This window comes from Cryobacterium sp. TMT4-10 (assembly GCF_004403275.1).
Classification (GTDB): Bacteria; Actinomycetota; Actinomycetes; order Actinomycetales; family Microbacteriaceae; genus Cryobacterium; species Cryobacterium shii.
The window spans coordinates 39,922-53,696 of sequence record NZ_SOGU01000043.1 but is presented as its reverse complement, the minus strand read 5'-3'; the positions used below and the strand labels follow the sequence as shown (position 1 = coordinate 53,696).

At 68.2% G+C, this 13,775-nt stretch carries 11 protein-coding genes; 2 read left to right on the top strand and 9 right to left on the bottom strand.

Annotation, left to right across the window (positions count from 1 at the left end; genetic code table 11):
- Positions 1-258: 258 nt before the first annotated feature.
- On the top strand, positions 259-1,056 hold the full coding sequence (locus tag E3T42_RS06830; RefSeq protein WP_134402700.1) for a maleylpyruvate isomerase family mycothiol-dependent enzyme: 798 nt from the start codon (positions 259-261) through the stop codon (positions 1,054-1,056).
- A gap of 102 nt (positions 1,057-1,158) precedes the next feature.
- On the opposite strand, the gene adhE is transcribed toward E3T42_RS06830, so the two are convergent.
- The 8 genes from adhE to E3T42_RS06790 all read right to left on the bottom strand — a co-directional run bounded on the left by adhE (position 1,159) and on the right by E3T42_RS06790 (position 12,268).
- Positions 1,159-3,879: a bifunctional acetaldehyde-CoA/alcohol dehydrogenase gene (gene adhE, locus E3T42_RS06825; protein ID WP_134366043.1), complete on the bottom strand. Its 2,721-nt coding sequence runs from the start codon at positions 3,877-3,879 to the stop codon at positions 1,159-1,161.
- Positions 3,880-4,123: 244 nt separating this feature from the next.
- The gene (locus tag E3T42_RS06820) at positions 4,124-5,269 is read right to left on the bottom strand and encodes a cysteine desulfurase family protein (protein WP_134402699.1); all 1,146 of its coding nucleotides are present in this window, start codon (positions 5,267-5,269) and stop codon (positions 4,124-4,126) included.
- Between the two features lie 11 nt (positions 5,270-5,280).
- Positions 5,281-6,141: a carboxylating nicotinate-nucleotide diphosphorylase gene (gene nadC / locus E3T42_RS06815; protein WP_134402698.1), complete on the bottom strand. Its 861-nt coding sequence runs from the start codon at positions 6,139-6,141 to the stop codon at positions 5,281-5,283.
- Positions 6,135-7,847, bottom strand: coding sequence for an L-aspartate oxidase (gene nadB / locus E3T42_RS06810; protein WP_134366040.1), 1,713 nt, complete (start codon positions 7,845-7,847; stop codon positions 6,135-6,137). The genes nadC and nadB overlap by 7 nt, the downstream gene beginning before the upstream one ends.
- Before the next feature lies 1 nt (position 7,848).
- On the bottom strand, positions 7,849-9,189 hold the full coding sequence (gene nadA, locus E3T42_RS06805; protein WP_134366039.1) for a quinolinate synthase NadA: 1,341 nt from the start codon (positions 9,187-9,189) through the stop codon (positions 7,849-7,851).
- A gap of 65 nt (positions 9,190-9,254) precedes the next feature.
- The gene (locus E3T42_RS06800; protein WP_134402697.1) at positions 9,255-9,947 is read right to left on the bottom strand and encodes an NUDIX domain-containing protein; all 693 of its coding nucleotides are present in this window, start codon (positions 9,945-9,947) and stop codon (positions 9,255-9,257) included.
- An 82-nt stretch (positions 9,948-10,029) separates the two neighbouring features.
- Complete coding sequence (locus E3T42_RS06795) at positions 10,030-10,797, bottom strand: polyprenol monophosphomannose synthase (protein WP_134366037.1); 768 nt, start codon at positions 10,795-10,797, stop codon at positions 10,030-10,032.
- 4 nt (positions 10,798-10,801) lie between these two features.
- Positions 10,802-12,268 carry a glycosyltransferase family 39 protein gene (locus E3T42_RS06790; protein ID WP_134366036.1) on the bottom strand — a complete coding sequence of 489 codons (1,467 nt, stop codon included), beginning with the start codon at positions 12,266-12,268 and terminating at the stop codon, positions 10,802-10,804.
- A gap of 252 nt (positions 12,269-12,520) precedes the next feature.
- On the opposite strand from E3T42_RS06790, the gene E3T42_RS06785 reads away from it, so the two are divergent.
- Positions 12,521-13,348 (top strand): carbon-nitrogen hydrolase family protein, encoded by an 828-nt coding sequence (locus E3T42_RS06785; RefSeq protein ID WP_134366035.1) that lies wholly within the window; start codon positions 12,521-12,523, stop codon positions 13,346-13,348.
- Here E3T42_RS06785 and E3T42_RS06780 read toward each other — a convergent pair.
- The gene (locus E3T42_RS06780) at positions 13,345-13,749 is read right to left on the bottom strand and encodes an ATP-dependent DNA ligase (RefSeq protein ID WP_241975895.1); all 405 of its coding nucleotides are present in this window, start codon (positions 13,747-13,749) and stop codon (positions 13,345-13,347) included. The genes E3T42_RS06785 and E3T42_RS06780 overlap by 4 nt on opposite strands.
- Positions 13,750-13,775 lie beyond the last annotated feature (26 nt).

The following is a 13,775-nucleotide window of genomic DNA, read 5'->3' as shown; positions in this document are numbered from 1 at the left end:
CTTGACAGTCAGAAACCTAGACAGGAAGCGGCGTGCGGCCGTTAAGGCGCTCCGAAAGACCCACAGATGCAGCAGGAGAGCCAAAATCTCCGTCGAATTGGTTCGCCGTCCCGCGGGGAGGCGTGGTGCCGCGGCCTGAGATATGCGTTCGTCTGGCCTGGTCGTTGGGGAACCTCGACCTGGCCGAACACGACTTGGGTGCCGATGCGGGCTCGCTTATCGTGGATAGCACAGCATCGCACCACCGATGGGAGTCCCATGGGCGCAGTACACGATTCGGCCGAGATCTCCGGCTGGGGGGCGCAGTTGCAGCTCGCCGGGCACGGCACGGCCGCCGTAGCCCGCATACTGGGCCGGCTCACCGACGCAGAACTCGATGGCGACTCGCTGCTTCCGGGCTGGTCGAGGCGCCATGTCGTCGCGCACCTGGCATCCAACGCCCGCGCCATGACCCGATTACTGCTCTGGGCCGAGACCGGCGTCGAGACCGTGATGTACGCGTCCGCAGACGTGCGGAACGATGAGATTGAGAAGGACAGCAAGCTCCGCCCCGATGAACTCTGTGTCTCCTTCAGCGAGTCGGCGGGCCTCCTCGAGCGGGCCTGGCGGGATCTGCCGAAGGATCGCCGGATGTACCCGGTGCGTAACGGCCAGGGGGCCATGATCCTGGTCTCGGACACGGTCTGGATGCGCACCCGCGAATTGTGGGTGCACGCGGTCGACCTGAACGAGGGAGGCTCGTTCCGTGATGTGCCCGCAGCCGTCCTCAACCGCCTGCTCGGCGACATCCAGCGCACGTGGGCCGGCTGGGGCGAGGACGCGAACCGGCGCCTGGTCGTGACCGATGCCCCGGACTCGTCGGTAGGCCCGGCGGATATGCTCCCGACAGGCATGGGCCCGACGGATGCCGCCGCTCCCGAAATCGTGTCGGGCACCCTGGTCGACCTGACGGCCTGGGCCTCCGGTCGAGGGTCGGCCGGAGTCACCTCGAGCACGGGGGAGACCCCGATCGCGGCCCGCTGGCTCGATCCGCCAGCTCTGATCCGCCAGCTCTGATCCGCTGGCACTGATCCTCTGGCGGCACACGCCACCTAAAGAACGGCCCCGCACCTGTTCAGGTGCGGGGCCGTTCTTTGTGGTGCGATCAGGCGGTGAAGACTACTTGCCTGCCTTGCGGGCCGGCTTCTTCGATTCCTCCGGTGCGGCGGCGACGGCCGCGCGGTTGGCGCGGACCTCGTTGAACGAGGTGCCGTAGTACGCGGCTTCCATGATCGTCTTCATGTCCGCGAGCATGGGCATCCGCGGGTTGGCGGGTGCACACTGGTCGCCGTAGGCGCCCATCGCGAGGGCATCGAGGCGACCGATGAAGTCCTGCTCATCGACGCCCTGAGCCTGGAAGGAGGGCTTGATGCCGACCTGGTCGCGCAGCTTCTCGACGGCCTGGGCGTAGGACTCGATGCCCTCTTCAGGCGTCGAGGCCGGGAGGCCGAGGTGCTTGGCGATCTGCTGGAAACGCTCGGGAGCAATGTAGCTCTCGTACTTGGGCCAGCTGGTCAGCTTCGTCGGGATGAGACCGTTGTAACGGATCACGTGCGGCAGGTACGTTGCGTTCACCCGACCGTGGATGAGGTGGAGCTGCGCACCGGTGACGTGAGCCATCGCGTGGCAAATACCCAGGAACGCGTTACCGAACGCCATACCGGCGATCGAGGAGGCGTTGTGCATCTTCTCGCGCGACTTGATCACGGCGGCATCCGTGCTGTTCGAGGTGCCGGTGGCGCTCGTGACGATGTTCTCGAAGATGAGCTTGATCGCGTGCAGGCACAGGCCGTCGGTGAAGTCGTTCGCGTAGACGGAGACGTAAGCCTCGGTCGCGTGCGTCAGAGCGTCGAAGCCCGAGTCGGCGACCAGGAACGACGGCATCGCTGCGGTGAGCGACGGGTCGATGATGGCGACGGTCGGCAGGAGCGCGTAGTCGGCGAGCGGGTACTTCACTCCGCTGACCTCGTCCGTGATCACGGCGAAGGGGGTCATTTCAGAACCGGTACCCGAGGTAGTCGGGATGCAGACGAGCTTGGCCAGTTCGCCCAGGTCGGGGAACTTGAACGCGCGCTTGCGCACGTCGAAGAACTTTTCCTTCATGTCCGAGAATTCGATTTCGGGGTGTTCGTACAGCAGCCACATCACCTTGGCGGCGTCCATCGGCGAACCTCCGCCGAGGGCGATGATCGTGTCCGGCTTGAAGGCGCGCATTTCCTCTGCGCCCTTGGTGACGGCGGCGACGGTCGGCTCCGGGAGCACGTTGTCGATGATCTGCAGGGAGACGCGGTTCTCGCGACGGTTGAGCACGTCAAGGATCTTGTCGACGAAGCCGAGCTTGGTCATGGTGGCGTCGGTCACGATGGTGACGCGCTCCACGTTGCGCATGTCCGACAGGTAACGGATGGCGTTCGGCTCGAAGTAGGTCTTCGCGGGAACCTTGAACCACTGCAAGTTGTTGTTCCTTCTGCCGATGCGCTTGACGTTGATGAGGTTGATCGCCGAGACGTTGTTCGAGACGGAGTTGTGCCCGTACGAACCACAGCCGAGCGTGAGCGACGGGATGAAGGCGTTGTAGATGTCGCCGATGCCACCGAGCGAGCTCGGTGCGTTCGTGATGATCCGGACCGCCTTGACGCGGATTCCGAACTGCTCGATGATCGCCGGGTCCTCGCTGTGGATTGAGCCCGAGTGGCCGAGGCCGTCGAATTCAACCATCTGCTCGGAGAGCGAGATGCCCTCTTCCGCGTCCTTGGCGTGCAGCACGGCGAGAACCGGCGCGAGCTTTTCGCGGGTCATCGGCTCGTGCGGTCCGACTCCGCTGACCTCGACCATGATGATCGAGGTGTCTTCGGGAACCGTGAATCCGGCCTGCTGGGCAATCCAGACCGGCGACTTGCCGACGACTGCGGCGTTCAACTTGGCCTCGCCGCAGTTGGTCGAGTTGGCCTGGACGCCGAAGATGAAGTCTTCGAGGAGCAGCTTCTCGGCGGGGGTCACGAGGTAGGCGTGGAGGCGCTTGAATTCCACCATGGCCTCGTTGTAGAGGGGCTCTTCGATGATGACGGCCTGCTCCGAAGCGCAGATCATGCCGTAGTCGAAGGCCTTGGAGAGCACGACGTCGTTCACGGCGCGCTTGAGCTTGGCCGTCTTCTCGATGAAGGCCGGGACGTTGCCGGCACCGACGCCGAGGGCGGGCTTGCCACAGGAGTAGGCCGCGCGGACCATGGCGTTACCACCGGTCGCGAGGATGGTTGCCACGCCCGGGTGGTTCATCAGCAGGGTGCTGGCCTCGAGGGAGGGAACTTCGATCCACTGGATACAGTTCGCGGGTGCGCCGGCTGCGATCGCGGCGTCACGCACGACGCGCGCAGCGGCCGCGGAGGACTGCTGTGCTGCCGGGTGGAAGCCGAAGATGATCGGGTTGCGGGTCTTAAGCGCGATCAGCGATTTGAAGATCGCGGTCGAGGTGCAGTTGGTGACGGGGGTGATCCCGCAGATAACACCGACCGGCTCGGCGATTTCGGTGATGCCGCTAATTTCGTCGTGGCTGATAACGCCGACTGTTTTAAGGTTCTGCATGGAGTTCGTAACGTGCTCACAAGCGAAGAGGTTCTTCACGGCCTTGTCTTCGAAGACGCCGCGTCCAGTCTCTTCGACTGCGTGAACTGCCAGCTCAGCGTGCTTGCTGAGGGCTGCAACGGATGCTTTCTTAACGATGTGATCGATTTGTTCTTGCGTGAAATTCGCGTAATCCAAAAGCGCGACCTGTGCGGCTTTAACCAGTGAATCAATTTGAGTTGCGAGCGACTCGGTTACTGGCTTGTCAGTTATCGTCATGGTGTCCCTTTTCGGGCGGCCCAACTTGGGCTTATCGCCTCTTGACACAACTCTACGACTCCGCACGCTGCGTCGCATGCTGGAGATGCCGATTCTGACCTGCGCCGCCGGGGCCGCCGAATCATTTTGGCTGGTCGCGGCCTTTTTTGCGGGGCAACAGCAAATCCTGTTTATTTAGCCTCGCTAAGGACATTACGCGCGAGTACGCACGCGCAGTAGAGGGTCGGGGCGATGCCGGGCGCGCTCAGCGGCGCCCGAGGTCCCGAACTGCGTCCACGGCGGGCTGAACGGATGCGGCGGCGCGCCGTGCGTCATCGGCTGTGGTCGTGGCCGCGAGGGTGAAGCGCACGGCGGTCCGGGCTTTGTCCTCGGGCAGGCCCATCGCGGTCAGGACGTGGGACGCCTCGTCGCTTCCCGCCGCGCAGGCCGAGCCGCTCGAACAGACGATCCCGCGCTGCTCGAGCTCGAGCAGCACCGCCTCGCCGCTGGTGCCCGGGAACACGAAGGACGCGGTCCCGGGGAGGCGCTCGGTGGGGTGCCCGGTCAGCCGGGCGGACGGGGTGCCGGTGAGCACCGTGGCGATGAAGGCGTCGCGCAAGGCGGCGACCCGCGGCGCGGCCTCCGCCCGTTCCCGGTCGGCCAGACGCAGCGCCGTCGCCAGGCCGAGGGCACCGGCCACGTTCTCGGTGCCGCTGCGGCGGCCGCGTTCCTGTCCGCCGCCGTGGAGCACGGGTTCGATCGGGAGGCCTCGGCGCAGGAAGAGCGCCCCGACTCCGGGAGGGGCGCCGATTTTGTGACCGGAGAGGCTCAGTGCGTCGACTCCGAGTGTCCGCACGCCGAGGTCCAGCCATCCGGCCGCCTGCACGGCGTCGGTGTGGAAGGGCACGCCTGCCGCCCGGGCTATGGCCGCGAGGGCGGCGACGTGCTGGACGGTGCCGACTTCGTTGTTCGCGTACTGGATCGACACCAGGGTGGTGTCGGCGCGGATCGCGGCGTGGAGCTGGGCCGGATCGATGCGACCGGCGGCATCCGGGGCCAGCAGTGTGATCTCGAAGCCGTGCACCCGCTTCAGGAAATCGCAGGACTCGAGCACCGCCTCGTGCTCGACGGCCGACGTGACGATGTGGCGGCCGCGCGGCGCGCCGAGGGCGATTCCCTTCACCGCGAGGTTGTCCGACTCCGTGCCGCCGGTCGTGAACACGATCTCGGCCGGGCGACAGCCGAGCACGCTCGCGATCTGGGCACGGGCATCGGCCAGCGCGGCTGCGGCGGCCTCGCCGACCTGGTGGTGGCTCGACGGATTGCCGAAACTGCCCGCGAGCTGCTGCCAGAGCACCTCGAGCACCTCCCGGCGCACGGGGGTCGTCGCGGCGTTGTCGAGGTAGATCACGTCGGTCCCGGTCAGCCCTCGGTCAGGATCACGACGTCGAGGCCGAGGTCGAGCGAGCGCACGCTGTGGGTGATGGCGCCGACCGAGATGATGTCGACCCCGGTCTCGGCGATGCCGCGCACGGTGTCCAGGTTGACGCCGCCGCTGGCCTCGACCAGGGCGCGGCCGGCCGTGATGCGCACGCCCTCGCGAAGGTCGTCGGGTGAGAAGTTGTCGAGCATGATCGTGTCCACGTTGGCGGCCAGAACCGGCTCGATCTGGTCGATCCGGTCCACTTCCACCTCCAGGTGCGTGGTGTGGGAGATGCGGTCGCGCACGCGCAGGAGCGCTTCGGTCAGGTTGAGGCCGCCGGAGGTGAGCACGGCGAGGTGGTTGTCCTTGGCCATGACGGCGTCGGAGAGGCTGAATCGGTGGTTGTGGCCGCCGCCGTCCCGCACGGCGTGGCGCTCCAGGGCACGCAGTCCGGGGGTCGTCTTGCGTGTGTCGACGATGCGGGCCCGGGTACCGGTGGTCTCGGCCACATAGAGTGCCGTCAGGGTGGCGATTCCGCTCATCCGCTGCACGAAGTTAAGGCCGATGCGTTCGGCCTGAAGGATGGCCCGGGCGGACCCGGACACCTCCGCGAGCGCGTCCCCGGCAGCGAAGGCGGCGCCGTCGGCGACCAGCAGCCGCACCACGATGCGCGGGTCGGTGAGCCGGAAGGCCGCCGCGAAGACGGCACCGCCGCTGAAGACCCCGGATTCCCGGGCGACGAGCTGGGCGGCCGCGTCCGCCTCGGCCGGGATGAGCACCTGAGAAGTCAGGTCCCCCCACGGGGCGTCCTCCTCGAGCGCGGCCCGCACGACGGTTTCGATGGCGTTCACGGTCAGCATGCAATGGCCTCCTCGGCCTCGGTGGGGTGGTCCAGGTTCGTGGTGCTCTGCATCGCGCCTGCATCGTGCAGCCCGGCGTGCATTCCGGTGCCGGGGTCGCCGCCGCCTCGGCGCCAGAGCACGGTCCGCGCCAGTTCGGGGCGGCTGTCGGGGAAGTCGGAACGGTGGTGCGCGCCACGCGATTCCTCGCGGGCGAGGGCGGCGGCCACGGTCGCCCTGGCCAGGTCGAGCAGGTTCGCATCCTCGTATGCCCGAACGTGCATATTGACGTCGGCGGGCTGCTCGGGCTTCATTCTCCACCCGGCCAGGGCCACGGATGCGGCGGCGAGGCCCTCTCCGCTGCGGAGGACTCCGGCGCTCTCCCACATCAGGCGCTGCACGTCGGACCGGTCGACAGCGGTGGCGTTCGCGGGTGTCGCGCTCGTGGTGATGGTTGAGGCGGCCAGGACCCTCCCGGGTGAGTCCGTCCACCCCGAGTGGACCGGCCCGTCCGAGGGAAGCCGCAGGGCGCGCACGGCGCGGTCGGCGAACACGGCCGCCTCCAGCAGCGAATTCGAGGCCAGACGATTGGCACCATGGGCCCCGGTGCGGGCGACCTCGCCGACGGCGAAGAGTCCGGGCAGGGAGCTGCGTCCCCAGATGTCGGTGTGCACGCCACCCATCCAGTAGTGCGCTGCCGGGGCGACCGGGATCGGCAGGGCGGCCCAGTCCAGGCCGGCGTCGCGGCACGCCGCGGTGATGGTCGGGAAGCGCCGTTCAAGCAGGTCACGGCCGAGGGCGGTGGCGTCCAGCAGCACGGGTGCGCCGTTCTGGCGCGCCATTTCACGGGCGATGCCGCGGGCCACGATGTCGCGTGGGGCCAGTTCGGCGCCGGGGTGGACGCCCTGCATGAATCGGTGGCCGTGGATGTTGCGCAGCACGGCGCCCTCGCCCCGAACCGCCTCGGAGACCAGGGGAGTGCCCGGCACGGCCAGAGCCGTGGGATGGAACTGGTAGAACTCCAGGTCGGCGACGACGGCTCCGGCCCGCCAGGCTGCCGCCACGCCGTCGCCGGTGGCCACGGACGGGTTGGTGGTGTGCGGATACAGCGCGCCGGCGCCGCCGGTGGCCAGGATCACGTTGTCGGCCCGCGTGGTGCGCAGGTCCCCGTCCGGTCCGAGCAGCACGGCTCCGGTGACCCGGCCGTCCTGCACCGTCAGGTCGGTGAGCATGGTGTGTTCCCGGATGCTCAGGCCGCCCTGTGTCGCGGCGCCGGACTCCCGGAGGGAGCGGGTCCGAGCCGCGCGCTCGTGCACGGTCGCCACGAGGGCGGCCTGGATGGCGGCGCCGGTGGCGTCTCCGCCGGCATGCAGCACGCGGGACCGCGAGTGGGCCGCCTCCAGCCCGCGCGTGACGCCGGACTCGTCGCGGTCGAAGTCCACCCCGAACCTGATCAGGTCGCGCACGCGGGCCGGTCCCTCCGAGCAGAGCACGCGCACGGCGACCGGGTCGCACAGGCCGGCCCCGGCCCTGATCGTGTCGAGGTAGTGCGAGTCGACGGAGTCGTCGGAGAACATGGCGGCGGCGATCCCGCCCTGGGCGTAGCGGGTGTTGCTCTCGGGCAGCCCGGCCTTGGTGACGAGTGTCACCCGGTGGCCGGCATCCGTCGCCCGGACCGCGGCGATCAGCCCTGCCAGTCCGCTGCCGACCACGAGCACGCGGGTCATGTCAGGCGCCTGTGCCGGTGGAGCTGGTCGAGCCGGCGGGGAGAGCGGCGGGCGGCCTGGCCGCGAGCATCCGTTCGAGTGCCACACGGGCGTGGCCGGCGACCTTCTGGTCGACCGTGATGCGGTTGACCACCTCCGCCGGCTGCTCCGCGGTGCCGACGAGAGCCTCGAGCACCCAGGCGAGGTAGCCGGAGTGGATGCGGTACATCGTGGAGCAGGGGCAGATCACCGGGTCGAGGCAGAAGATCGTGTGCTCGGGGTGCTCTGCGGCCAGGCGCTGCACCAGGTTGATCTCGGTGCCGATGGCGAAGGTCGAGCCGGCCGGGGCGGCCTCGATGGCCTTCTTGATGTAGTCGGTGGAGCCGTATTCGTCCGCTGCGTCGACGACGGCCATCGGGCACTCCGGATGCACGATCACGCGCACGTCGGGGTGCTCCAGCCGTGCGGCGGTGATCTGGTCAACCGTGAAGCGTTTGTGCACGCTGCAGAAACCGTGCCACAGGATGACCTCCGCGTCGCCCAGTTCGTCGGCGGTGCTGCCGCCGAGGGGCTTGCGCGGATTCCACATCGGCATGTGCTCGAGAGGGATGCCCATCGCTTTGGCGGTGTTCCGGCCGAGGTGCTGGTCGGGGAAGAACAAGACGCGGCGGCCTCGCGCGAACGCCCACTCCAGCACGGTCTCCGCGTTGGAGGAGGTGCAGACGATGCCGCCGTGCTCACCGCAGAAGGCCTTGAGCGCGGCGGAGGAATTCATGTAGGTGACCGGGATCACCGGCACCCGGCCGTCGGCATCCGGCTCGGTGCCGTACAGGTCCTCGAGCTGTTCCCAGCAGTCCGTGACGGAGTCGATGTCGGCCATGTCGGCCATCGAGCAGCCGGCGGCGAGGTTGGGCAGGATGACGGCCTGATCGGGCGTGGAGAGCAGGTCGGCGGTCTCCGCCATGAAGTGAACGCCGCAGAAGATGATCGCCTCGGCGTCCGGCCGGCTCTTCGTGGCCTGGGCCAGCTGGAAGGAGTCGCCCACGAAGTCGGCGTGCTGGAGCACCTCGTCCCGCTGATAGAAGTGCCCGAGCACGACGACCCGGTCGCCGAGCGTCTCCTTGGCGGCACGGATGCGCTCGCCCAGTTCCTCGGTCGTCGCGAGTCGGTACCGCTCCGGCAGGGCACCCTGGCGCGGTGACCCGGTCGGAAGCACGTCACCCATGGATGACCCCGGACCGTAGCCCGGCGTTCCGGAATCGAACTCCCACGGGCCGGCGGCGAGGTCGGGGCTGCAGGTGCTGCCGGCGGCCGCCCCCGTTTTGATGAGCCGGATGGTGCGGTCAACCGATGCAATGGTCATGCTGTTACTCCTCGGTGTTCAGAAAAGCGGTACTCGGAAAAACAAAACTCGGCAGGGGTCACGGTTCAGCCGATCGCGGGCCCGAACGGCCCCAGGTCGGTCGCGTTGACGGAATCGTTGTAGCGGTAGAGCCGCGGCGGGCGGTGCGGCACTCCCGCCACACGCTGGCCGGTGTCGACGACGGTGCCGGACGACTCGATGGTGCGGCGGAAGTTGGCCGGGTCGAGGGCCTTCTGCAGCACGGCTTCGTGCACATCGCGCAGCTGCGCCAGGGTGAAGGTCTCGCCGAGGAAGGCGTGCGCGATCCGGGAGTACTCGACTTTGGTGCGGAGGCGCCAGAGGGCATATTCCACGATGCGGTTGTGGTCGAACGCGAGGGGCGGGAGCCGGTCGGCCGGGAACCACTGCACGTTCTCGTCCACGACCGCAAGGGCGGCCTCGCCGGTCTCCACCAGCGCCCAATAGACGACCGAGACGACCCGGCCTCCGGGGGAGCGACCCGGGTCGCCGAAGGTGTACAGCTGCTCCAGGTACTTGGGAGTCAGTCCCGTGGTCTCGCGCAGGGTTCGGGCGGCGGCGGCGGCCAGTTCCTCGTCGGCCGGAAGGTCCCCGCCGGGCAGTGCCCACTGGCCGAGGTGCGGCTCGCGGGTGCGACGCACCAGAGGAAGCCACAGCGTCGAAAGGTCGGACGCGGGATCCGGCCTGAGCGTGAAGATGACCGTTGACACGGCAAGTGCCGCCTGAAGCTGTCCGGTCATCGCGTCTTCCCCTCAGTAAAAGTCAATCTGACTCTAACTGGTGGGACCATCTTATAGTCATCCTGACCAGAACTCACAACCTTTACCCAGTGGGGCCGCCGCCGAGGTGCGGGGCGGACGTCGCCGGAGCCGTAAGGTGCCCGGCGCTCTTGCCGGTGAAACCCCAGATGGTGACCCGGAACATCGCTTCGATCACGATAGGGCCGCTCATTTTCGATGCGCCGAGAGTGCGTTCGACAAAAGTGATGGGAACCTCCGTCACCTTCAACCGGGCCCGGACGGCGTGCAACAGCATGTCGATCTGGAAGCAGTACCCCAGGCTCTCCACGCTCGAGAGCTTCATCCGTTCGAGTGCGCGGGCGCTGTAGACGCGATATCCGCCGGTCACGTCACTCTGCTTCAGCCGCAGCAGGATCCGCGAATAGACGGACCCTCCGCGGGACAGCAGCCGCCGGTGCCAGGGCCAGTTCTGAACCTTCCCGCCGGGAATCCAGCGGGAGCCCATCACCACGTCGGCCGACTTCGCGGCCTCAAGCAGTGCGGGCAGTTGTTCGGGCAGGTGCGATCCGTCCGCGTCGAGCTGCACCAGCTGGTCATAGCCGCGGGACAGCCCCCAGGTGAAAGCCTCCAGATACGCGGCGCCCAGACCGTCCTTGCTGGATCGGTGCAACACGTGCACCTGGATGTCGCCGACGGCCAGGGAATCGGCCAGCTGTCCGGTCCCGTCCGGCGACGCATCGTCGACGACGAGCACGTCCGCGTCGGGAACGCTCGCTCGAACGCGGCCGACGATCGAGAGGATGTTGTCGCGTTCGTTGTAGGTCGGGATGACGACCAGGGTGTGGGGCATGTTGCTACCTTGCCAGTTCGATGATGAGGGTGCGGTTGACGGTCGTGGTCGCCATGACCGTGAAGCCAAGACTCTGCAGGGTGCGGATGTCGGTCCCCGACGTGTTCTGGCCGCTGCCCAGGTACTGCAGCACCCAGACCCGGTCGGTGCCGGTGAGTCTTTCGGTGACCCAGTCCAGCGGCACCGTCAGGTCCCAGAGCCCCGGAGTCGCGTCGAACGGGCGGGACAGGGTGATGTCGCGCAGGCCCTGGAAGGCTGCGGGGTAGAGGTGCAGGGCCAGGCGGGGCTTGCGGGAGGGCCGCACGCTCTCGTCGAACACGACCGCGTCTCCGGGCAGGGCGCCCGCCTGCACGACGGCGGCGGCCTGGCGCCAGTCGCTGCCCTCGTTCTTGCCGAACGGGCCGCGCTGGGCGACATAGGTCGGCGCCATGAGCAGTGCGATCAGCATCAGCACCCCGGTCTGAGCCCAGAAGGGCCGGAGCCGTGCGATGCCGAGACCCACGGCGATCGCGACGGCCGGCGTGCAGATCGACAGGTAGCGCATCGAGTACATCGGGGAGATCAGTTGCGTGCCGATGAGCAGGGTGGCGCTCGGAACGAGCATCCAGGCCAGGGCCACCGAGAGGGCGGCGCGGTCTTGCGCAGTGGCGGCCAGCCGCCCGCGACCGGCGTACACCAGAACGACCGCCAGCAGGACCAGAGCCCACGCGGCGATCGCCAGCGACGGATTGCCGAACCACTGGTTCACCGCCGCCGTCAGCACCGAGGTCGGCGGCCGGCGGCCGATGAAGGCGATCTGCTCCCGCTGGTTCAGCGCCTCGATGATCACGGGGGTGGCCAGGGCGACGCCGGCGGTGCTGGCCAGCGCCCAGGACCTGATGCGCGCCCGGCGGTCCGGCCGCCAGGGCGTCCACAGCCAGACGAAGAGGGCGAACACCGGGATCAGGAGCAGGACGTAGAGGAACAGGTAGATCCCCAGGGCGAGCAGCGCGGAGTAGCCGGCCCACAGCCCGATGCGCGTGGCCGTGGTGCTGGTTCTGCTCGTGCGCAGGATGTGCAGCAGCAGGACCGCCAGCCAGACCACAACGGCCGTGGCGATGGCCGCGGATCGGGCCTCGGCACCCATGTTCGTCACGCGGGGGAGCATCAGGAAGACCAGAGCCGAAACCGTCGCGACCGAGGTGGAGACGAGGCGACGCGCCAGAACGAAGGTTCCGGCGGTCGCAACGCCGACGGCGATGGCGCTGGGTAGCCGGGTGGACAGCTCGGATGCCCCGAACAGCTCGATCCAGAAATGCAGGCCCAGGTAGTAGGCGCCGTGCACGGCGTCGACGTTGCCCAGCATCGCCACCAGTTTCGGGATCGATCGCTCGGCCGACATCACGCTGGCCGCTTCGTCACCCCAGTACGAAGGTCGCCAGGATCCGGCGAAGGGCACGAGGAAACCGAGCGTCCCGAGCAGCGCGGGCAAGCCGTATCTCAGCCAAGGACTCCGGGTTCGCCGCAGTGCCAGGGCTGATTGGTTTGGGCGAAGCAGCCGGGGGACAACAGACAGGAAGGACACGCGTTCACGTTAGGCCAGCTTTTTCGACCTCACCAGTCGGGGCACGCCGGTCTGTGCTGACTCCCAGACTGTGCCGACTCCCCGACTGTGCAGACTCCCCGACTGTGCAGACCCCCGGACAGACGTGATGCGGCGGAGCCTGACCGCTAGGCTGGCGCCATGATCGATCCTGACGTGTCGAGCGGTGCGGCTTTCGGTGTGGCCGTCGCCCAGTTCGCCCCCGGCCCCGACTCGGGCATCAACGTCGCCGCGATGCGTGAGCTGGCGAGGACGGCGGTCGCCCGCGGTGCCCGCCTGATCGTGTTCCCCGAATACTCCGCGTTCTTCGAACCCGTCATGGGGCCCTCGTTCGTGGCGGCAGCCCAGCCGCTGGACGGGCCGTTCGTGATGCAACTGGCCGGGATCGCCCGGGAGCTCGGCATTCATGTCGTGGCCGGGATGCTGGAATCGACCACCGACACCAGTCGTTTCTCCAACACCATCGTGGCCCTGGATCCGGCCGGTGCCCTGGTCGCTAAGTACCGCAAGCTCCACCTCTACGATGCGTTCGGCGACCAGGAATCGCGCTGGGTGCTGCCCGGCACGGTGGAGGAGCCCGAAACCTTCGACGTGGGCGGGCTCCGCGCGGGACTGCAGACGTGTTACGACATCCGTTTCCCTGAGGTCACCCGGCGCCTGGTGGACGCCGGGGCCGACCTGGTGCTGGTGCCGGCCGAGTGGGTGCGGGGGCCGCTCAAGGAGGCGCACTGGCGCACCCTGGTCACCGCGCGCGCCCTGGAAAACACGGTCTACGTGGCTGCGGCCGACCACGCGCCGCCGGTGGGGGCCGGCAACAGCATGGTCGTGGATCCCATGGGAGTGGAACTGGTCACGATCGGCGAGACGACGGATGTCGCGGTCGCCTGGGCGGCGCCGGGGCGGGTTCGGGCCGTTCGCGCCCTCAACCCCGCGGTCGAGCTGCGCCGCTTCGCGGTGGTGCCGCGTTAGCTTTCGGTGGCGATCGTGTCCTGGGAGGCCGGAGCGGCCCGCACGGTGAATTTCTGATCCGGGCGGTGGGTGCGTTCGGGGCGGTCTGGTCGCTCCGGGTCGGCCATGGCCCTCTCCTCGCCGGTGGCGACGAGTCCCTGCGAGCTGTTCGCTGACCGGGTGAGCTGGGCGAGCCAGAGCGGGTTGATGCTGGGCGGCTGGCCACCCGAGAACTTGAAATACAGGGGGATGGCGGGGTGCAGCCACGCGGAGCTTCGCCCGTCTCCCGCCTCGGCGGCGTTCCGCCAGGAGAGCAGGAAGCTCTCACCGCGGCGGAGCTTCTGCACGATCACGATTTGGAGATGCGCCAAAATCCGGTCGTCGAATTCGACCGTGACTCTGTCATACGTCAAGGAGCCCATGGATTTCGCTCTCAATCGGTTGCGCT

Excerpts from the sequence above, each read along its gene's own strand:
- adhE (WP_134366043.1), bottom strand. The coding sequence starts at position 3,879 with ATGACGATAACTGACAAGCCAGTAACCGAGTCGCTCGCAACTCAAATT.
- E3T42_RS06800 (WP_134402697.1), bottom strand. The coding sequence starts at position 9,947 with ATGACCGGACAGCTTCAGGCGGCACTTGCCGTGTCAACGGTCATCTTC.
- E3T42_RS06780 (WP_241975895.1), bottom strand. The coding sequence starts at position 13,749 with ATGGGCTCCTTGACGTATGACAGAGTCACGGTCGAATTCGACGACCGG.
- nadC (WP_134402698.1), bottom strand. The coding sequence starts at position 6,141 with ATGCTGACCGTGAACGCCATCGAAACCGTCGTGCGGGCCGCGCTCGAG.
- nadA (WP_134366039.1), bottom strand. The coding sequence starts at position 9,189 with ATGACCATTGCATCGGTTGACCGCACCATCCGGCTCATCAAAACGGGG.
- E3T42_RS06795 (WP_134366037.1), bottom strand. The coding sequence starts at position 10,797 with ATGCCCCACACCCTGGTCGTCATCCCGACCTACAACGAACGCGACAAC.
- nadB (WP_134366040.1), bottom strand. The coding sequence starts at position 7,847 with ATGACCCGCGTGCTCGTGGTCGGCAGCGGACTGGCAGGGCTGATCGCC.
- E3T42_RS06785 (WP_134366035.1), top strand. The coding sequence starts at position 12,521 with ATGATCGATCCTGACGTGTCGAGCGGTGCGGCTTTCGGTGTGGCCGTC.
- E3T42_RS06830 (WP_134402700.1), top strand. The coding sequence starts at position 259 with ATGGGCGCAGTACACGATTCGGCCGAGATCTCCGGCTGGGGGGCGCAG.